This window comes from Mycobacterium sp. NPDC003449, assembly GCF_053588415.1.
Genome location: NZ_JBSFPX010000084.1, coordinates 1 through 20,189, shown reverse-complemented (window position 1 = coordinate 20,189; position 20,189 = coordinate 1). Strand labels below are relative to the sequence as shown.

Here is a 20,189-nt window from a genome sequence, read left to right as displayed (position 1 = left end):
GGAACCACTACCAGAAATCGAGGCCATGCCCGCTTTACCACCTCCATCCGGCGAGAGCCCGTCGATCCTCGTCATCGGGGCAGGAGAACTCGGCGCGAGCGTGCTCGGCGCGCTCATCCACCACGTCGCGGCTCACCCCGGGGCGGCCGGCATTGCCGCGCTGTTGCGTCGACCAACCCCCGGTGCTGCCGCCTCTGCGCGCAACGCCGAGCTGGAGAAACTGGGCGTCGTCATCGAATATGCCGACGTGGCGACCGCATCGGTTGCTGAGCTCGCGGCCATCATGAGCCGGTATCACACCGTCATCAGCTGCATCGGCTTCGCGGCGGGGTCAGGCACCCAGCGCAAGCTCGCCCAAGCGGCCCTCACCGCCGCAGTGGCGCGGTATTTCCCCTGGCAGTTCGGCGTCGACTACGACAAGATCGGCCGCGGCAGTGCGCAACCGCTTTTCGATGAGCAGCTCGATGTCCGAGATCTGTTGCGCCACCAGCACGACACAGAATGGGTCATCGTCTCCACCGGGATGTTCACCAGTTTTCTCTTCGAACCTGCCTTCGGTGTTGTCGATCTCGTCTCTAGCACGGTGCATGCCTTGGGAAGCTGGGACAACGAAGTCACCCTCACCACTCCGGAAGACATCGGTGTGCTGACCGCAGACGTCGTCTTCGCCCAGCCACGCATACGCGATGCTGTGGTCTATCTCGCTGGCGACACCATCAGCTACCGCGAACTCGCCGACATCGTCGACCGGGTCCGCGGAACCACCGTCACCCGCGATGAATGGTCCACCGACTTCCTCTTCGATCAGTTGCGGCAGGATCCCGGCGACACGATGCGTAAATATCGCGCGGTCTTCGCACGCACCAGCGGTGTTGCCTGGCCGAAAGATCAGTCGTACAACGCAGTTCGGGGCATCCGGACGCTCACGGCCGAGGAATGGGCGCGGGCGAACCTGGTGTGAGCGTCGCGATTCGTCCCCGGTCGGGCCACAGATCCGCGGCCCGCATGTGGTGTTCGAAGGCGGCGGCGCGGAGCGCGACCGCATCACCGAGGTGCGGGCCGATCAACTGAATGGCGACGGGCAGCCCCTCGTCGGTGGTTCCATCACACCGTTGAACGGCGGGTCCGCAGAATTTACCGTGCCTTAGCGGGCACAATCCGCCGGATATCTAGCGGCAACGCTCCCGTAGTCGTCCGGGCGGCCGAATGTGTGCTACGCGCCGGCGGCTAGTGTCGCGCTATGCCGTCAGGATGTTGTGATGGGCTCGTCTGACCGGCCGGTGGGCATACCGGCCGGTGTCCGGGTGCGCGGGGCCCGTGAACACAACCTCAGGAACGTCGACGTCGATGTTCCGCGGGATGCGTTGGTGGTGTTCACCGGGGTGTCGGGGTCGGGTAAGTCGTCGCTGGCGTTCGGCACGTTGTTCGCCGAATCGCAGCGCCGGTATCTGGAGTCGGTGGCCCCGTACGCCCGCCGACTGATCGAGCAGGTAGGTGTTCCCGACGTCGACTCGATCGAGGGGATGCCGCCCGCGGTGGCGTTGCAGCAGCAGCGTGGAGCGGGTGGTGCGCGGTCGTCGGTGGGGAGTGTGACGACGTTGTCGAGCCTGGTGCGGATGCTCTATTCGCGTGCCGGGAACTATCCGGCTGATCAGCCGATGTTGTTCGCGGAGGATTTCTCACCGAACACCGTGCAGGGTGCGTGTCCGTCGTGCCACGGTATCGGCCGGGTGTATGAGGTGCCCGAGGCGCTGATGGTGCCGGATCCGTCGCTGACCATCCGGGATCGGGCCATCGCGTCGTGGCCGCCGGCCTGGTACGGGCAGAATCTGCGCGACATCCTGGTGTCGCTTGGCTATGACGTCGACAGACCGTGGAAGGAGCTGCCGAAAAAGCATCGGGAGTGGATCCTGTACACCGAGGAGCGCCCGACCGTGCCGGTGTACGCGGGGTTCACTCCGGCGCAGACGCGCCGGGCCGTCAAACAGAACGTGGAGCCCAGTTACCAAGGCACTTTCGTCGGCGCGCGGCGTTATGTCTTGGACACGTTCGCCAACACCAAGAGCGCGTCGGTGAAGAAGCGGGTTTCCCAGTTCGTGAGCAGCACGGTCTGCTCGACATGTCAGGGCAAGCTGCTCAAGCCCGAGGCGTTGTCGGTCACTTTCGAGGGGTTCGATATCGGCGACCTGTCCGGACTTTCGTTGATTCGGCTGGCACAGGTGTTGGAACCGGTGGTCGACGAGACCTGGACGCCGACCGGTGTCGGTCCCGGCGACGTCCTCGACCAGTCCGCGCGGCGGGCGGCGGTACAACACCGGGTGGCGGCCGGTGGATCAGCGCACAAGGCGGCCCCAGATATCCGGCACACACCCAACATGTCCATCGAAAAACGCGCTGCAGCCGGGCGTTTGGCGACCGAACTGCTTGAACGGTTGCAACCGATCATGGATCTGGGCTTGGGCTATCTGTCGCTGGATCGCAGCACCCCGACGTTGTCGTCGGGTGAGCTGCAACGTCTGCGGCTGGCAACCCAGTTGTCGTCGCAGCTGTTCGGGGTCGTGTACGTGCTCGACGAACCTTCGGCCGGGCTGCACCCGCGCGATCGGGATGCACTGCTGGGCATCCTGGAGGGCTTGAAGCGGCGTGGTAACAGTGTGTTCGTGGTCGAGCACTCACTCGACATCATCGGTGCCGCCGACTGGTTGGTCGACATCGGTCCCGGAGCCGGCGAGGGCGGTGGCCGGATTCTCTACAGCGGTCCGCCGAACGGTCTTGACCAGGTAACCGAATCGGCTACGCGCCGTTACCTGTTCGGTTTGACGCCGCCGGTGACGCGCACCCCGCGCGAGCCCGGCGGCTGGCTGCGGCTGGAACAGGTGAGCCGCAACAACCTTCATGACGTGTCGGTGTCGTTCCCGCTGAAATGTCTGACCGCGGTCACCGGGGTCTCGGGCTCGGGAAAGTCGAGCCTGGTCAGTCAGGCGCTGCCGACGTTGGTCGCCGAGTACCTGGGCGCGCCGGTGAGTGGTTCGACCGATGACGTGTCCGATGACAACGACCTGCTGCTGGCCGGCGAGTCCGCGCCGGTGGACGGCCGGATCGTCGGCGATATCGGCGGGCTGCGTCGTGTGGTGTGCATCGACCAGAAGCCCATCGGCCGCACGCCCCGGTCGAACGTCGCCACCTACACCGGAATGTTCGACTACATCCGTCGTCGCTTCGCCGAGACACCGGAAGCGCGGCGTCGCGGGTATAAGGCTGGGCGGTTCTCGTTCAACGTCGCCTCGGGCCGTTGCCCCACCTGCGAGGGTGAGGGGTGGGTGATGGTCGAGTTGCTGTTTCTGCCCAGCGTCTACACCCCCTGCCCGGACTGCGGCGGGACTCGTTACAAGGCAGACACGTTGGAGATCACCTGGCGGGATCGCAACATTGCGGAGATCCTGGAGATGGGGGTGGAGCAGGCCCGGGAATTCTTCGACGGCGACGCCGAGGTGCTGCGCTCGCTGACGGTGCTGTGTGACGTCGGGCTGGGTTATCTGAGGCTCGGGCAGCCGGCGACCGAACTGTCCGGCGGCGAAGCCCAGCGCGTCAAGCTCGCCACCGAGCTGCAACGGGCCCATCGCGGAGACGCGCTCTACCTGCTCGACGAGCCCAGTGCCGGATTGCACCCCGCAGACACCGACCGGTTGATGCTGCACCTGCAGAAGCTGGTGGACACCGGTAACACGGTCGTGGTTGTCGAACTCGATATGCGTGTCGTGGCTCAAGCCGACTATGTCATCGACCTCGGTCCCGGCGCCGGAGGAGACGGCGGTCGCGTCGTTGCCACCGGCACACCAGCCGCGGCGTCGACCCACACCGACAGCGTGAGTGCCCCCTACCTCGCCGCCGCCATCTCCGACTCACGGGCCGCCGAGTAGGGCCGCACGCCTGAGCAATCAGCACTGCGGTCGGTGCATGGCCCCAGAAAAGTGACTTGCCGCGATCCCTTGTGCCCGTGTGACCTGAAGCACTAACCTGACAACCTGCGCAGGAATGCAGGATTTATGGAGGGGTGGTGTATGGGCATCCATGAGGTCGCCCGGCAACTCGACGGAACGCTGACCAACTCGAGTCGCCGGGCACTGAACCTCCTGCTGGCCGACCCCGAGGAGATGTCGCAGCTCAGTGCGACCGAAGTCGCCGGTCGAATAGGGGTGCACGAAGCCACGGTGATCCGCCTGGCCCGTCAGCTCGGGTACTCGGGTTACCGCGAACTGAGGGCCGAATTGGCCAGTGCGGCGGGGCAGGGCACCGCGCTCACGAGTGCCGAACGGGTCCGCAGCCGCGCCACCTACACGCTCGAATCCCTGGTCGACGACGAGGTGGGGGCGATGAGCCGGCTGGCCAGGCTGGTGCGTCAGGACGAGGTCGACGAGCTGGCGCAGCGGATTCTGGACGCGCGACGGCTCATGTTGTTCGGCCCGCCCTATGCCGGTGCCGTGCTCAATGTGCTTGAGCGGCGGGTCCGCCGGTTCGGTGTGCAATCGGTGGCCCTGCCCACCAGCGGCAGGCTGATCGCCGAACACCTGACCACGCTTTCCGACGGCGATATGGTCCTGTCGTTCGTGTTCCGGCGTCCCGATTCCCGCGTCGATCGCATCAACAGCTTTGCGACCGACAAGGGCGCGATCACCGCGGTGATCGCCGACGAGGGCGGCTACACCTACCGCCCGACACCCGATCAACTGCTGGTGGCCCCTCGCGGCCCGAACCCCAATCAGCGCTCGCTGATGGTCCCGTTTCTGATCTGCTACGCGATCCAGAACGCACTGCACCACCTTGCGCCGGAACGCGTCGAGAAGGCCCTGCTGCTGTTGGACGACATCGCGAAGGTGGTGGGCGACGATGAACCGTCTCACGGACAGTGACCGCGGCGACGGGTTGTTCGGCCAGGTCCGGCAGGCCACCGAGCAGGCCGAGGAGGTCGTCGCGGCCGAGGCGGTCGCCACGTGGACTCCGACCGCTTTTCGCTCGATGAACATGGTCTCCGCCGTCGCGGTGCTCGCGTTCGGTGCGGCGATCTGTGTCGGCGCCCGGTCCTACCCGATGTGGGTGGGTGGGCTGCCCGGCGCGGGCCTCTTCCCGGGCGTCATCGGCGGGATCATCACCGTCCTGGGAGTCCTGTATCTGGTCGGTTCCCTGCGCGGTGTCTACCGGATCGGTGTCGAGACCGAGCCGCCGCCCACGCGCAATGCCCTGGCCCGCTCGGCGCTGTCCGTCGCGGCCCTCGTCGTCGCGGCGTTCAGTCTGGTGCCGATCGGTTACCCGGTGGTGTGCGCCGTCGGAGTAACGGTTCTGATCCGGCTCGGGGGCGGGCGTTTGCGGGTGGCCGCACTCATCGGAATCCTGTTCGCCGCAGCCAGTTTCCTGCTCGTCACGACCGTGCTCGGGATTCAGCTTCCCACCGGGCTGCTGCGCCCGCTTCTTGTCGGTCTGCTCTGAGGCGAGGTCACCGTGGATGCATTCGACAGCCTGATCGGCGGGTTCGCCGAAATCCTCACGCCGACCAACCTGTTGTTCGCGTTGGCGGGCTGTGTGCTGGGAATGGTCGTCGGGATCCTGCCCGGATTCGGACCACCAGCCGCGATGGCGCTGCTGCTGCCGGTGACGTATGTCGTCGGTCCCGTCCCGGGGATCATCATGATCGCCGCCATTCTCTACGGATCGATGTACGGCGGAACCATCACCTCGGTCTTGATGAACGTTCCGGGCGAACCATCCTCGGTGGCAACAACGTTGGACGGCTATCCGATGTCCCGACAGGGCCGTGGCGGCGTCGCGCTGGTGATCGCCGCCGTCGGATCGTTCGTCGGAGCCACGGTCGGGATCATCGGGTTGATCCTGGCCGCGCCGCTGGCCAAGGCCGCGCTCTCGCTCGGGGCGCGTGAGTACTTCGCCATCGGCGTCGCGGGTCTCGGCCTCGTCGTCGGCCTGACCGGGCGCAGCCTGGTGAAGGGTCTGATCAGCGCGATGATCGGCCTGGCCATCGGGCTGGTCGGGCTCGACCCGGTGCTGGGCACTCCGCGATTCACCGGCGGCCTGCCCGACCTCTTCGACGGGATCGACCTGGTGGCCGTCATCATGGGTCTGTTCGGCCTCAGCGAGATGTTGGTCGGCCTGGAGAGTCGATTGCTCACGCGTGCCAAGCCCGAACTCGGCCGGTTGGCGCCGAGCCGGGAGGACTGGCGCCGTTCGGCCGGCCCGATGGCACGCGGCAGCGTGATCGGCTTCCTGGTGGGACTCCTTCCCGGATCGCCCGGCACCACTGCGACATTCGCCTCCTATGTGCTGGAAAAGCGGCTTTCGCGCAAACACCGTTCCCAGTTCGGCCACGGCGCGGTCGAAGGAGTGGCGGGCCCGGAGACGGCCAACAACTCGCTCGGAATCGCGACCATGGTGCCGATGTTCACGTTGGGCATCCCGTCCTCGGTGACGATGGCGATCCTGATGGGCGCCTTCGTGGTGCACGCCCTCACCCCCGGCCCGCTACTGTTCCGTGATCATCCCGACATCGCGTGGGCCATTATCGCAAGCCTATTGGTGGGCAACGTGATCCGGTTGATCCTCAACGTCCCGCTGGTCCGAGTCTGGTTGTTGATCCTCAAGATTCCCTACCCGGTGTTGTTCGGCACCGTGTTGGCCCTGATGATGCTGGGCTGCTACGTCGTCAACGGAGCCGCCCTGAACATCCTGGTGCTGTGCGTCTTCGGCGTCATCGGCTACTGGCTGCGCAAGGCCGACATCCCGCTGGCGCCGATCGCTCTCACGATGGTCCTCGGCCCCATCCTGGAAACGAACCTGGTTCGGGCGCTGCTGCTGTCGGACGGTGATGTCGCCACTCTGTGGAGCAGTCCGTTCTCCGCGATCTTCCTCGTCGCCGGACTGTCGATGCTCGGGCTGCCCATCGTGCTCCGCGCGCTGCGAGCTCGGGCCACGCGCAGGCAGCTCGACACACCCGACGAGGAGGACCCGACGCCCACCACCGACACCACGACCACCAGTCACAACGAGCACGTCTGACGAGACACGAAGGAACCGCCATGATCCGAAATACCCTCCGGTGCAAGCTCCTTGCGCTCGCCGTCGCCGGCCTCACGCTGTCGACCGGCTGCTCCTCGCTGACCCAGACGTCATCGGATACCGCCGAGTTCCCCGGCACCCAACCGGTCACGTTCCTGATGCCCTACACCGCGGGCGGATCATCAGATCTTCTGGTTCGCGATCTCCAGCCCTATCTGGAGAAGACGCTCGGGACGAAGATCATCGTCGACAACAGGGTCGGCGCGGGTGGGCAGGTCGCCCTCACCGAACTCGCCAACGCCGAACCCGACGGGCACACGATCGGCCTCACCAACCTGCCGTCCACGCTGGCCTACATCGACCCCGACAAGCGTGCGCCGTACAAACGTGACAGCTTCGAACCGATCGGCACCATCAACCGGTTCCAGGGGATCGTCGCCGTCGCCGGGAACGGCAAATGGCCCGATCTGGCGGCGCTGATCGCCGACGCCAAGGCCAGGCCGGGATCGGTCACTGTGGGCGTCGACGGCCTCAACGGCGACGACCACATCGCCGCGCTGCGCTTCATGCAGGCTACCGGCACCAGCCTCAAGATCGTTCCGTTCGACTCGGGCAGTGAGAAACTGATCGCGCTGGTCGGCGGAGAGATCGACATGTCGCTGGGGACCGTGCCGACATTCCGGTCGCAACTGAGCACGGGTGAGGTCAAGGCACTCGCGGCGCTTGAGGCACATCCGATCCCGGGGCTCGACGGCGTGCCCACCGCCACATCGCTCGGCTATGACCTCCAATGGGATTCCTACAACGTGGCGTCGGCGCCCGCCGGCCTCAACCCGGACGTGTCCAAGAAGCTGCAGGATGCCCTGGCCAAAGCGAGTAGCGATGCGCTGGCCGATCCGGCCTTCGTCGAGAAGATGAAGGCGGGCGGCTTCGTCTTCGGCTTCAAAGACGCCGCATGGACCGAAAAGACCTGGGCCGAGCTGGAATCGCAATGGAATGAGCTCGTTCCGCTCGCCCGCAAGCAGGGTCACGGAAATTGACCACGACCAGACGACAGGAGCTCATCGTGCCCACCTCAGAGATACTCGACAGCCTCTCCACCCTCGGTGCCAGCACCGTCTATGAAGGCAGCGGACTCGACTGCTGGGTGGACCCGGCGATCCGCCCGGCCTGGTCCGGCGCCCGCGTCGCCGGTCCCGCCTTTCCCGCGGCCGGGCCGGTTGGCGACAACCTGGCCCTACAGCACGCGGTCCGGGAGGCACCGGCCGGCTCGGTCATCGTCTACGACGGCGGCGGCGCGCAATTCGGCTACTTCGGCGAGATCCTGGCCAGCATCGCCAAGGTGCGAGGGGTGGCCGGGTTGGTGATCGACGGCACGGTGCGCGATGTCGACGAGATCGCGGCGATGGGTTTCCCGGTCTTCTCCCGCGGTATCGCCATGCGCACCACCGCGAAACGTGACCCAGGAGCGCGCGGCGAGCCCGTAGAGTTGGGGAACCGGACGGTGCGCTCGGGGGATATGGTGGTCGCCGACAACGATGGTGTCGTCGTGGTGCCCGCCGAAAACCTCACCGAGGCACTTGCCGGCGCCAACCAACGCAGCAGCCACGAACGAGACCGGCTCGCTACCATCCGCAGCGGCGAAATCCCCCCGGTGAAGACGAAATGACAGCCACCGCGGCAGCGCTCGAACGCGGACTGTGGGGGATTCTCGCGACGCCGTTCACGGGCGGCTCGGCCGCCGTCGACACCGATTCGCTGCGCCGCGAGGTGGCGTTGTTCCTCGATATCGGTGCGGCGGGCGTCGTCGCGCTCGGAGTATTCGGCGAGGGTGCGGCGTTGAGTTCCGCCGAGCAGGACGATGTGGTTTCCACGGTCGTCGACGCGGCAGCCGGCGCCCCGGTGATCGTCGGGCTCTCCGCGCTGCGCACCGCACCCGCGGTCGAACAGGCGGAGCGGGTGATCGGCGACGCCGAGGGCGGAATCCGGGCCCTGATGGTGCAGCTCAACAGCCCTCGCGCCGAACAACTTATCGCTCACCTGACCGCTGTCCACCGGGCCACCGGTGTCGGTATCGTCGCTCAGGACTATCCGGTCGCGAGCGGCGTCGTCGTCCCGACATCCACACTTGTCGAAACCGTGCGGGCCTGTCCGTTCATCGTGGCCGTCAAGGCCGAAGCTCCGCCGACGGCGCTCGCGATCGCGCGACTGACGGCCAGCCTCGACGTTCCGGTATTCGGTGGACTGGGGGGAGTGGGGTTGATCGACGAGCTCGCTGCCGGCGCGGCCGGCGCCATGACCGGGTTCTCCCGGCCCGAGGCTCTGCTCGAAGCGATCCGGGCCTACGACGACGGCGGCGTCGCCGCCGCGCACGGCGCGTTCGCGAAGTGGCTGCCGCTGGCGAACTTCGAGGCCCAGCCCGGGATCGGGCTGGCGTTGCGCAAGGAGGCGCTGCGACGGCGCGGTGTGCTCGCCGATGCGGCGGTTCGGGCACCCGCGCCGAGCTTCCCCGCCGAATTGCGGGACATCCTTGGGGCGCACCTCGCCGCTCTGCCCGACGCGGATCACCAGCCTTGTTCGGACGGCAGGGCAGGCGGTGGATCGGGGATGAGGGTGCCGTCGTCTTGACGGGCCTGTTGGGCGATGCGTTCGGTCAGTGCCGAATCCGACGTCACCGAGCCCGAGCAGTTCGCCGCCGCGCTGTTCGACATCGCCCACGACGTGTACTCGACGCCAACCCAATTGACCACGGTGCTGCAGGATTGGCACAAGGGGCGGCGCAGCGAAGTGCACGAGATCAACGGATACGTCGCGCACGAGCGGATCCGACTCGGCGGATCGGCACCCGTGAACAGCGCCGTGGTCGACATCGCCTCGCGGATAGAAGCCGGCCGGCTCAAGGCGGGTCCCGACGTCGCCGACCTCCTCCTCGAACGTGCCGGCCGGTCGGCGTGAACTCCGAACCGACACGGCCGGAGGCTCCGAGTGGAGCCCGGTGCCCACGTTCGGGGACGATGGACCCATGTGGAGATGGCGTTCGACCGGTGTACTGGTGGCATTGACTCTGGCGGTGTTGACGCCTGGCACAGCCCACGCCGACCCCGAAAGTCCGTTGACCACACTGGTTGACCATGCGGCCGAACGCCTGCAAACCGCCGACGACGTCGCGGCGACCAAATACCGCTCCGGCGGTGCCATCGACGATCTCGCGCGCGAACAACAGGTGATCGACGCGGTCACGGCGGACGCGGCCGACCACCGGCTCGACACGGCCTACGTCCACGACATCTTCCGGGACCAGATCGATGCGACCGCCTCGGTCGAGCACACCCGCGTCGGCCAGTGGAAGATCGACCCGGCCGCCGCGCCCACCAACACCACCGAACTGGCGTCGATCCGCGGCACCATCGACCGGCTGAACGGCGCCATCGTCGACGAGATCGCCGCGGCATGGCCGGCTCTGCACGCGCCGGCCTGCACCGCCGACCTGCGCAACGCACTGGACAGCGTCTCGGCCGACCGCCGACTCGACGATGTGTATCGACGGGCCCTCGGCTACGCCACACACCGCTACTGCGGTTAGTCCGGCGGCCGTCACCGGCAAACTGCCTGGCCGCTGTGACTTCCAGCACACGCGGTAACCCGATGCCCGCCGGTTATCGATGCACGGGTTGTAGGGTCGTGCCGGGGAGGCGTCCAGCCGGTCGGATGATACGGATGTCGACCGCGAATTACAAAGGATTGCAAGTTGTTTCGCAGCTCTGGGCACATCGCCGAGGATGGCTATGGTGGGGGGATGGCTCGTCGATCCGCGCTCAAGCTACCGCTGCTGGCGGCCGCCGCCATGACGCTGCCCCAGATCCCCCGGGCCGGTGCGGCCCAGTCCGGGCGCTGGTCGGCCGACCGGGTCCGACGCTGGTACGACGCGCAGGGCTGGCTGGTCGGGGCCAACTACATTCCGGCTAATGCGGTCAATCAACTGGAGATGTTCCAGGCGGAGACCTTCGACCTGCAGCGCATCGACACCGAATTGCGCATCGCCCGCCTGATGGGGTTCAACACGTTGCGGGTGTTCCTGCACGATCAGCTGTGGATTCATGATCGGCTGGGCTTCCAGAACCGGCTGGCGCTGTTCGTCGGGTTCGCCGCGAGCCACGGCATTAAACCGCTTTTGGTGCTGTTTGACTCCTGCTGGGATCCGCTGCCCAAGTTGGGGCCGCAACGCCCCCCGCGGCCCGGTGTGCACAACTCGCGCTGGGTGCAGAGCCCCGGGGCCGAGCGTCTCGACGACAACCGCCAGATCCGGCGAGAGCTGCGCGATTACGTCGTCGGGGTGTTGACCCAGTTCCGCGACGACGACCGCATCCTGGGCTGGGATCTGTGGAACGAGCCCGACAACCCGGCCAGCGTGTACCGCAACGTCGAGCGCGAGGACAAGGTGGAGCGGGTGGCGGACCTGCTCCCCGAGGTGTTCCAATGGGCCCGCTCGGTCGACCCGATCCAGCCGCTGACCAGCGCGGTGTGGGAGGGCGAATGGGCGGATCCGGGCCGGCGCACCGAAATCGCCAGCATCCAGCTGGCCAACTCCGATGTGATCACGTTCCACAGCTACGCCAACCCGAGGGACTTCGAGGCCCGCATCGCCGAGCTCGCCCCGCTGGGCCGGCCGATCATGTGCACCGAGTACCTGGCCCGGACCGAAGGCAGCACCATCGAGGGAATTCTGCCGGTGGCCAGGCGGCACAATGTCGGTGCCTACTGCTGGGGCCTGGTCGCCGGAAAGACCCAGACCTACCTGCCGTGGGATTCCTGGGAGCATCCGAGTCCGGAGCCGCCCAAGGTGTGGTTCCACGATCTGTACCACGGCGACGGGCGGCCGTTTCACGGCACCGAGCTGCAGACGGTGCGCGATCTCACCGGGCGGGTGTACCCGCCGTGACCGGGCTCGTTACGCCGACAGCGGGGTGAGGTAGTCGATCCCGCCGACGTAGACGATGCCCGAGGGGTGCGGTGTGGTCGCCGCATGGGCGATCACCGTCGCGAACTCGTCGATCGTCGGCAACGGGGCGCGACCACGGCGGGCCTCCACCACCTCGGGGTCGCGGCGCTGCAGCAGCCTGACGATGATCGTGCCGTCGATCATGTCCCCCGACACCACGGTGAGCCGGATTCCTCTGCGGTCGAACTCGGAGCGCATGCCGTACAGCGCGGTTTCACCGGCCCGCTTGCTGGCGGCGATGGGGCCATAACCCTTCGGCACCGCCTTGTTCGGATAGAAGTGGGCCTGATGGCTGGTGACGAACACGATGGTGGCGCCGGTCGGCATATGCGGCAGCGCCAGCTGGGTCAACCGCCGTTGCGCGTCGCGGTTCAGCCGCATCGCATAGCCCGGGTCCGCGCCCTGTTCCAACCCGCCCGACGCGTTGAGCACCAGCATGTCCAGCTTGCCGAACCGGTCGACGATGTCGTCGATCATGGCGGCCGCGGCCGCCGGATCGGAAAGGTCGGCTCCGGCCGTGGACGCCTGCCCGCCCGCGGCGCGGATGGTCTCGGCGATGGTGTTCGCGCGCTTGGCCTTCTCGCGGTAGTTGACGATGACGTGGGTGTCGGGGTCGGCAAGCTGCCGCGCGACCTCGGCGCCGATGCCCCGTGATGCACCCGTCACCAGGGCGATTCGTGGCGATCCGGTTGGCTGCATGTCGATTCCTTCCGTAGCCGAAACCCAACCCTACACCAAATCTAAGAAAAGTAAGGGAAAAATAAGGTCACGATAAAGTTGTGGCCGGGCGTCGGCGTCGTCACGGTCGTGGGGCTCCGCAGATGATCAGTCTCATGGATGACTTCTATCGAATCTGATTGTTGGACTTGATGAGACGGTTGCGATCTGATGGGGACATGCCGGAGGGCCGCCGCCGGCGCCACCAGAACGGAGCACGGACAGTGAATGGCATCAGCCGACGAAACTTCGCCCGCATCACGACCGCCGCCGCCGGCGCGTTGACGCTCGCTGCGTGCACGTCGGCACCGAGCGAGACACCGAACGAGACACCGGCCACCCTGGCACCCGCGGCCGGCCCCACCGCCCCGGCCGCGCCCGCGCACACGCTGGGCCCGGTCAAACAGATCGACGCCGGACTGCTCAACGTCAGCTATGTCGAGTCCGGTCCCGCCGACGGTCAACCGGTCATCCTGCTGCACGGCTGGCCCTACGACATCCACAGCTACGCCGATGTCGCCGCCGACCTGGCCGGACAGGGGTTCCGGGTGATCGTGCCGTTCGCCCGCGGGTTCGGGCCGACCCGGTTCCGCGCCGCCGACACCATGCGCAACGGCCAGCAGGCCGCCCTCGCCAGGGATGTGATCGACCTGATGGACGCGCTGCACATCCCGAGCGCGATCCTCGGTGGATACGACTGGGGTGGCCGGACCGCCAATGTCGTTGCCGCGCTGTGGCCGCAGCGGGTCTCCGGGCTGGTCGCCGTCAGCGGCTATATCGTGGTGAACCTGGCCGCCAACACCCAGCCGCTGGCGCCCAAGGCCGAGCAGGGCTGGTGGTACCAGTACTACTTCGCCACGCCGCGAGGCGAACTCGGCTATCGGCAGAACACCAAGGAGTTCAACCGGCTCATCTGGCAGACCGCCTCACCGCTCTGGAAATTCGACGACGCCACCTACGACCTGTCGGCCGCGGCCTTCGACAACCCCGACCACGCCGACATCGTCGTGCACAACTACCGCTGGCGGCTGAGCCTCGCGCCGGGTGAAAGCCGTTACGACGCCGACGAACTCCGGCTGGCCGGCAAACCCGTGATCTCGGTACCCACCATCACCATCGGCAGCGACTTCGACGGGGCCGCCAAGGACGGAGCCGGCTACCGCAGCCTCTACACGGGCCCCTACGAGCACCGGATCCTCGACGGCATCGGACACAACGTGCCCCAGGAGGCGCCGGCCGCGTTCACCTCCGCGATCGTCGACGTCGCCCACAAGTGACGGATCGCGCCTCGGTCACACCCGCTGCGGCCCGGTGGCGTCGAGTGCCCGGTCGAGGAACTCGGCGGGCACCTCGGGCCATTGCGCCTTCCAGCGCCCCGCGCGCTGGTCGGCGCGCAGGTCTGCCACCGTGGCCAGCACATGGGGGCCGCCGTCGACCAGATACCGCAGCATCCGCAACTGTGCGCACTGCGCGGCGACCGTGGCGACGGTGATCTTCGCCGCGTCCGTGCGGCCATCGGCGGCCAGGCACGCGCCCAGCAGCCTGCGGGCCCGCAGCAACGCCTGCGGGTGGTTGCGCGGCAGCAGCCGGTCCACCCACTCCTGGGCCCAGCGGCAGGCCAGCTCCCGATCCGCCGGGTCGTCGCCGGCGATCAGGGTGCGGATCGCCGACGCCTCCTCGAACTGCACGGCGATCTCGTCCATCGCATCCACGGGCTGGCGCCTGCCGTCGTAGGGCGTCACCGGCATCGGGCCGAATTCCGGGTGCGGCGGCAGCCCGAGCCGGATCCGCTCATGTTCGGCCAACGCGCGCAACCGGTTCAGCGACAGTGCGCGGGCGACTCGGGTGGCCTCGTCGAGCCGCCGGGTGGCGCCGTGGCGGTCGCCCTGCAGGGCCTTGATCCGGGCGTTGATCACGTAGCGGGCGATCTTGAAGTCGACCGACCCGCCCTCCGGCCCGAGCTTGTACCCCTCGTCCAGCAGGCGCTCGGCCTCGTCGAGATCCCCTCGCTCATACAGGAGTTCACCGAGCATCGAGCTGGCCAGCCGGGCGGTGTAGGAATGGATGCCCGCCGATCGCTTCGCGATCCGCAGCGCCCGGCGGAAACAGGTCTCGGCCGCGGTGTTGTCGAGCATCAGATGATGGGCCAACCCGGTGAAGCACAGCCCGTTGACCACCGTGAACGCATCCCCGCTGCGCTCGTAGAACGGTGTCGCCCAGGCCTGCACCCGCTCGACCTCGTCGCGGTCGTATCGGTACGCGGCGGCGAAGGTGGCCAGGTTGGCGGCCGATGCGACGGTGAACGGCCGCAGCCGGTCCCGGCGCCGCAGACACGGTGCGATGTGCTCGTCGATGCCGGCCAGCCGGTCACAGCGCAGGTCGACGACACCGCGCACCACCCCGGCATCGGCCCGCACGTCGGCGATCTCGTCGGCGCTCAGCCCCGCCGACTCCACCGTCGAGTCGACCAGTGCCAGCGCCTGTTCGGCGGCGGGAATCCGGTGCAGCACGATGTTCGCCCAGGCCAGCGCGAGTTGCAGGCGGGGATGTGACCGGACCGCGGCGGCCGGCAGTTTCGCGGCCAGTCCGATCAGGGTGGCCATCTGGGAATTGCCCACCAGGGTGATGCCGTCGCTCTCGACCAGGCCCACCGCCCGCTGCTCGTCGCCGGCGGCCAGCGCGTGATCGACCGCCTCGCTGACCATGTGATGCGCGGCGAACCATTCCGAGGCCACACCGTGCAGCTGCCCGATCCGGTCCGGGGTGTCGCGGCCGAGCCGGTGCCGCAGGAAGTCGCGGAACAACTGGTGATAGCGGAACCACTGATCGTCGATCCGGTGCAGGAACAGGTCGCGTTCCTCGACCTGCTCGAGCATGGCCGAACCGTCTGCCACACCGGCCAGCGCGGCCGCCAGCCCGCCGCAGATCCGCTCCGGGATGGACGTCGTGAGCAGGAAATCGAGCATCGACGGTTCGAGTGTGTCGAGCACGTTCTCGGCCAGGAATTCGCTGATCGCGTGGTGGCGGCCGGTCATCGTCCCGATCAGCCGGACCGGATCCTCGCGGTCGCGCAGCGACAGCGACGCCAGCTGCAGGGCCGCCACCCACCCGTCGGTCTTGTCGGTGAGTTCTTCGACGTCGCCCCGGTCCAGGTCGAGGCCGCCGAGCTCGACGAGGAAGCTCTCGGATTCGGCCACATCGAAACGCAGTGCGGTGGCGTCGATTTCGACGAGCTCGTCCTGCATGCGCATCCGGCTCATCGGCACCCCGCTCTGACTGCGGCTGGTGACCACCACGGTCAGGCCCGACGCCACGTTGTCCAGCAGATACCGCAGTGCCGCGATGGTGGCCGGATCGGTCACCCGCTGCCAGTCGTCGATCACCAGGGTCATCCGGGTGTCGCTCTGGTGGATCTCGTTGATCAGCGAGGTCAGCACGTAACGTTCGGCCTCGTCGCCGTGCTCTTCGAGCACCTCACCGAGGTCGGAGGCCAGCGCGGGGGTCACCGCGCGGATCGCCTCGATCAGATGGGACAGGAACCAGACCACGTTGTTGTCGTCGTGGTCGACGGTCAGCCACGCCACCGCCACTCCTTCGGCGCTCAGTAGTTTGGCCCACTGCGCGGCCAGCGTGCTCTTGCCGAACCCGGTCGGCCCGTGGATCACCGTGAGCTTCTTGGCGCGTTGGGCCCGAAGGGCTTCGATCAGGCGGGCCCGCTCGACCAGAGCCCGGTTCGACACCGGGCGCTGGAAGCGGGTGGCGGGCGCGGGTGGGGTCATCGTCCGCACCGGGTAGCCGGTGGAGGGGGTTCCCGGAGCCGTCGCCGGGTCGTGGTGCACCGCGGGAGCCGGTATCGGCACGGGCATATCGTCGACCGGGAGGCCGTGGCGGCGTTGCAGCTCGCGCAGTTGTTCGCCGAACGCCTCGGCGGTCGCCGGGCGGTCCTCGGGGTCGCGCGACATTGCCTGCTCGATCATCGTGCACACATCGGCGGGCAGGCCCGAGTCCCGCAGGTTCGGCATCGGATGCCGGGTTATCCGCAGGAACTGGGCCACCATCTGCTCACCCTTGCGGCGCTCGAACACCGCGTGCCCGGTGCCCGCGCTGAACAACGTCGACGCCAGGCTGTACACATCGGAGGTCGCGCCGGGTGCTTCGCCGACCAGGACCTCCGGGGCGGTGTAGGCGGGTGAGCCCATGACCGCACCGTCGGCCGTCTCGAACCCGCCGATGACCCGGGCGATGCCGAAATCGGTCAGCTGGGGTTCGCCGTACTCGGTGAGCAGGATGTTGGCCGGTTTGACGTCGCGGTGCAGGGTGTCGCGCCGGTGCGCGGTCTCCAGCGCACCGGCCATCTTCACCCCGACGCGCAGCGCATCCTGCCAGCCGAGCGGCCCGTCGTCGTGGATCTTCGAGCCCAGCGAGCCGTGCGGGTGGTACTGCATCACGATGTAGGGCCGACCGCTCGCGGTGGTGCCGACCTGGAAGATGTTGACGATGTTCGGATGCCCGGACAGCTTGCCCATCGCGACCTGCTCACGCATGAAGCGTTCGAGGTTCTCCGGCTCCAGATCGGCGGTGAGGACCTTGACCGCGACGGTGCGTCGCAGCGTGCGCTGGGTGCAGCGGTACACCACACCGAACCCGCCCTGCCTGATCTCCTCGGGGTCTTCGAAACCGGCTGCGGTCAGCTCCGCCGGGATCCCGGCGGGCAGATCCCGCTGGGTCGGCAGCGGATCGTTACGGCCCATCGTTCGCCTCGAAGTTCCAATGGCGTCATGGCAGCACCGTAGCCACCGTCCCGAGCATAACGCCGGCTTTGCCGACGGGCCCGGCGATCGAAACGGTGAACCTCAGGAGCCGCGGGACCGCCACGCGGCGACCGCGATGACGGCGCCGATCACCGCGATGATCGGCCCGAGAATGGACCACGTCGTGGTGTTGCTCATCGGGCTTCCGCCCACCACGCCGAATCCTTGAAGGGAGAACAGCACGCCGAAGAGCATCACGAACACGCCCACGACGCCGCACACGGTGACGAGAATGCTGCGCACGCCTCGACGGTACCCGCCGCTCACTGCGGCGGTGGCGGGTCGAGCATGTCGACCTTGGTCCCGTTCCAGTGGTAACGCACGGTGCTCACCGTTCCGTCGCCGCAGGCGGTGCAGCTCTGCCCGGACCGGTAGCGCAGCACCACGGTGTCGCCGGTGGACGCGTCGGCGTCCAACGAGGTGAAACCGTAAGCCTTCGAGGTGCCGGTGCCCAGGAACGTGCCGCGGTGAAACATCAAGGCCGCCACCGGCGAGCTACCGGTGCCGCCCTCGATCATCACCAGGATCGTCGACACGTCGGCGCACGGGTTGTAGTTGCTCTGCAGCGGCCTTTCGGCGAAGCGGCGACCGGTGCCGGGCTCGGCGGGAAGTCCGTCCAGCGCCGACCGCAGCGCGCTCGCCTCGTCCGGGCCGCACGCCGCCGATGCCGGGGTGTGCCGTCCTGACCAGGCCGCGAGGCCGGCGACCAGCAGGACCACGACGGCCAGATATCCGACCCGGCGTGTCATCTCGCCCCTTCCGTTCCGAGGATGCGGATCCGTCAAGGGTAGGGCAGTGGGTCCGTGGTTCGAGATGCCTGGACCATCCCGATGCGCACAGCGCTGTACACACCGCCGCGATGATTCCGACCGCGGTCAGCATGACCGGATAGCTCAGGTAGTGCGCCAGCGCGGCCAGCGCGGCGGGCAGCAGGAACCCGACATAGGCCAGCGAGTAGTAGACACCGGAGATTCCGGCCAGCTCGTCGGGGTCGGCGATCCGCTGGATCTCCAGAAGCCCTGAGACGATGGCGATCCCGTACGCACTGCCGAGCAGCATCGCCACGAACACGGCCAGGGTTGGTGACTTGGTGACCGCGGTGGCCACCGCCGCGAAGACGCCGAGGGTCATCAAGACCATCGAGACCACCACGGCGCGCGCGCTCGACCGGTCGTCGAGACGGCGGGCGATCGGCTGGATCAGCACGCCGCAACCCAGCGTCAGCACGGTCAGGCCCGCGGTGTAGAGCAGCGCCCAGTGCCCGAGCCGCTCGGACACCAGCTCCGGGACGATCGCGTAGGCGACGGCCGCCGAGCCGAAGATCCACGGCGCCATGGGAACAACGACGCGCAGGAACCGGCGGTGTCCGGCGATCGGGACCCGCAGGCCGTGCAGCAGAGTGCCGATGGACCCGGCCCCGCGCTGCGGGATCCGGGTTTCCACGGTGCGGCGGCGCAGCGCCCACAGCGCGGGCAAACAGAGCGCCGCGTGGACGAGGTAGGTCAGCACCAACGGCAGCGGGGCGAACGCGGCGAGCAGCCCGGCGCACAGCGGCCCCACCCCGAGCCCGAGGGACAGGCAGATCGAGGCGCGCCGCGCCCCGGCCCCGGCGGGGGCGTCGTCGAATGGGGGACGCGAGAGTTCGGCGATCCAGGCCGATCCCACGGCCACCGCGATCCCGACGGCCAAACCGCTCAGCAGCCGGCCGCCGAACAGGGCCGCGAAACCCCAGACGTCGCCGACGGCGATGATCACGCTGCCGATCGCCGAGCTGAGTACGCCGAAGGCCATCACCGGGCGGCGGCCGTGCCGGTCAGAAAGGGTCGACGCCACCAGCAGCCCCGGCACCAGACCGACGACATAGGCGCCGAGCAGCACGTCGACGTCCACCCGGCTGTAGCCGGCATGCTGCGTGTAGGCGATCAGCAGCGGGGTGAATTGGTTTCCGCCCCAACCGATGCAGAAGGCGGCGGCGGCAACGGCGACCCACGGGTTGATCCGGGTCCTAACGGATGCTGTTGTGGCACTGGTCATCCGAGCACCACCCGGTGTGTCGCCTCCAGATGGGCCAGCAGCCCGGCCTCGAATGCCTGCACGTCACGCGCACCGATGGCGGTGATCAGGTCGCCGTGCTCAGCCATGATCTGGGCCAACCGGGCGGAGTCCGATCGCGCGACGGCGGCCATCATGCGGCGTTGCCGATCGCTGAGGGAGTCGTAGAACCGTTGGGCGATCGCGTTGCCCGCCACGTCCACGATGCGGCGGTGAAAGGCGTCGTCGGCCGAGGCGAACTGCTGGGCATTCCCGGCCGCCGCGCCGCGCCGCTGCTGGTCGACGAGATCGGTCAGTTCGGTGAAGAGCTGGTCGACGGCTTCGGGCGAGCGGCACAGCCTGCGGACCGCGGCGGTCTCGAGTGCCAGGCGCATCTCCAGCAGGTCGGTGGCCTCACGGGACGGCACCGGGACGACGACGGCGCCGCGGCGGGGCAGCATCTCCAGCAGGTCCTCAGCGGCCAGGCGCAGAAATGCTTCGTGGACGGGGGTCCGGCTGACCCCGAGCTGGTTGGCCACCTCGACTTCGCTGAGCAGCTGACCGCCGCG

At 67.9% G+C, this 20,189-nt stretch carries 19 protein-coding genes; 13 read left to right on the top strand and 6 right to left on the bottom strand.

The features are described from left to right. The first annotated feature begins 25 nt into the window (after positions 1 to 25). The 12 genes from ACWDTP_RS20785 (at position 26) to ACWDTP_RS20730 (ending at position 12,001) form a co-directional block, all read left to right on the top strand. Positions 26 to 961, top strand: a complete 936-nt coding sequence (locus ACWDTP_RS20785) for an aromatic alcohol reductase (protein ID WP_450023181.1) — start codon at positions 26 to 28, stop codon at positions 959 to 961. Between the two features lie 46 nt (positions 962 to 1,007). Beyond that, positions 1,008 to 1,148, top strand: coding sequence for a hypothetical protein (locus ACWDTP_RS20780; protein WP_450023160.1), 141 nt, complete (start codon positions 1,008 to 1,010; stop codon positions 1,146 to 1,148). Between the two features lie 111 nt (positions 1,149 to 1,259). Further along, on the top strand, positions 1,260 to 3,920 hold the full coding sequence (locus ACWDTP_RS20775; RefSeq protein WP_450023158.1) for an excinuclease ABC subunit A: 2,661 nt from the start codon (positions 1,260 to 1,262) through the stop codon (positions 3,918 to 3,920). Between the two features lie 141 nt (positions 3,921 to 4,061). After that, on the top strand, positions 4,062 to 4,910 hold the full coding sequence (locus ACWDTP_RS20770) for a MurR/RpiR family transcriptional regulator (protein WP_450023156.1): 849 nt from the start codon (positions 4,062 to 4,064) through the stop codon (positions 4,908 to 4,910). Then, positions 4,888 to 5,484 carry a tripartite tricarboxylate transporter TctB family protein gene (locus ACWDTP_RS20765; RefSeq protein ID WP_450023155.1) on the top strand — a complete coding sequence of 199 codons (597 nt, stop codon included), beginning with the start codon at positions 4,888 to 4,890 and terminating at the stop codon, positions 5,482 to 5,484. The genes ACWDTP_RS20770 and ACWDTP_RS20765 overlap by 23 nt, the downstream gene beginning before the upstream one ends. A gap of 12 nt (positions 5,485 to 5,496) precedes the next feature. Continuing rightward, positions 5,497 to 7,062 carry a tripartite tricarboxylate transporter permease gene (locus tag ACWDTP_RS20760; protein WP_450023153.1) on the top strand — a complete coding sequence of 522 codons (1,566 nt, stop codon included), beginning with the start codon at positions 5,497 to 5,499 and terminating at the stop codon, positions 7,060 to 7,062. Between the two features lie 20 nt (positions 7,063 to 7,082). Further along, complete coding sequence (locus tag ACWDTP_RS20755) at positions 7,083 to 8,102, top strand: tripartite tricarboxylate transporter substrate-binding protein (protein ID WP_450023151.1); 1,020 nt, start codon at positions 7,083 to 7,085, stop codon at positions 8,100 to 8,102. Positions 8,103 to 8,128: 26 nt separating this feature from the next. Then, positions 8,129 to 8,731 carry an RraA family protein gene (locus ACWDTP_RS20750; protein ID WP_450023149.1) on the top strand — a complete coding sequence of 201 codons (603 nt, stop codon included), beginning with the start codon at positions 8,129 to 8,131 and terminating at the stop codon, positions 8,729 to 8,731. Next, a complete protein-coding gene (locus ACWDTP_RS20745; protein WP_450023147.1) occupies positions 8,728 to 9,690 on the top strand; it encodes a dihydrodipicolinate synthase family protein in 963 nt (320 codons plus the stop codon). Before ACWDTP_RS20750 ends, ACWDTP_RS20745 begins: the two co-directional genes overlap by 4 nt. A 15-nt stretch (positions 9,691 to 9,705) precedes the next feature. Beyond that, entirely contained in the window at positions 9,706 to 10,017 is a 312-nt protein-coding gene (locus ACWDTP_RS20740) for a ketopantoate reductase family protein (RefSeq protein WP_450023145.1), read from the top strand. 97 nt (positions 10,018 to 10,114) lie between these two features. Beyond that, positions 10,115 to 10,645 (top strand): chorismate mutase, encoded by a 531-nt coding sequence (locus ACWDTP_RS20735; RefSeq protein WP_450023143.1) that lies wholly within the window; start codon positions 10,115 to 10,117, stop codon positions 10,643 to 10,645. A 213-nt stretch (positions 10,646 to 10,858) separates the two neighbouring features. Continuing rightward, complete coding sequence (locus ACWDTP_RS20730) at positions 10,859 to 12,001, top strand: 1,4-beta-xylanase (RefSeq protein ID WP_450023141.1); 1,143 nt, start codon at positions 10,859 to 10,861, stop codon at positions 11,999 to 12,001. Between the two features lie 9 nt (positions 12,002 to 12,010). Here ACWDTP_RS20730 and ACWDTP_RS20725 read toward each other — a convergent pair whose 3' ends face one another. Continuing rightward, positions 12,011 to 12,760 carry an SDR family oxidoreductase gene (locus ACWDTP_RS20725; RefSeq protein ID WP_450023139.1) on the bottom strand — a complete coding sequence of 250 codons (750 nt, stop codon included), beginning with the start codon at positions 12,758 to 12,760 and terminating at the stop codon, positions 12,011 to 12,013. Positions 12,761 to 13,002: 242 nt separating this feature from the next. On the opposite strand from ACWDTP_RS20725, the gene ACWDTP_RS20720 reads away from it, so the two are divergent. Then, positions 13,003 to 14,055 (top strand): alpha/beta fold hydrolase, encoded by a 1,053-nt coding sequence (locus ACWDTP_RS20720; RefSeq protein ID WP_450023137.1) that lies wholly within the window; start codon positions 13,003 to 13,005, stop codon positions 14,053 to 14,055. A 15-nt stretch (positions 14,056 to 14,070) separates the two neighbouring features. Here the strand turns inward: ACWDTP_RS20720 and ACWDTP_RS20715 are convergent, their stop codons facing one another. The 5 genes from ACWDTP_RS20715 to ACWDTP_RS20695 all read right to left on the bottom strand — a co-directional run. Further along, positions 14,071 to 17,529 carry a protein kinase domain-containing protein gene (locus tag ACWDTP_RS20715; protein WP_450023135.1) on the bottom strand — a complete coding sequence of 1,153 codons (3,459 nt, stop codon included), beginning with the start codon at positions 17,527 to 17,529 and terminating at the stop codon, positions 14,071 to 14,073. 102 nt (positions 17,530 to 17,631) lie between these two features. After that, positions 17,632 to 17,832 (bottom strand): hypothetical protein, encoded by a 201-nt coding sequence (locus ACWDTP_RS20710; RefSeq protein ID WP_450023183.1) that lies wholly within the window; start codon positions 17,830 to 17,832, stop codon positions 17,632 to 17,634. Between the two features lie 20 nt (positions 17,833 to 17,852). Then, positions 17,853 to 18,107, bottom strand: coding sequence for an LppP/LprE family lipoprotein (locus tag ACWDTP_RS20705; RefSeq protein WP_450023134.1), 255 nt, complete (start codon positions 18,105 to 18,107; stop codon positions 17,853 to 17,855). After that, positions 18,085 to 19,623: an MFS transporter gene (locus ACWDTP_RS20700; protein WP_450023132.1), complete on the bottom strand. Its 1,539-nt coding sequence runs from the start codon at positions 19,621 to 19,623 to the stop codon at positions 18,085 to 18,087. The genes ACWDTP_RS20705 and ACWDTP_RS20700 overlap by 23 nt, the downstream gene beginning before the upstream one ends. Further along, positions 19,620 to 20,189 (bottom strand): GntR family transcriptional regulator (locus ACWDTP_RS20695; RefSeq protein ID WP_450023130.1); only part of this gene is annotated, 570 nt, incomplete at its 5' end. The genes ACWDTP_RS20700 and ACWDTP_RS20695, both read right to left, overlap by 4 nt.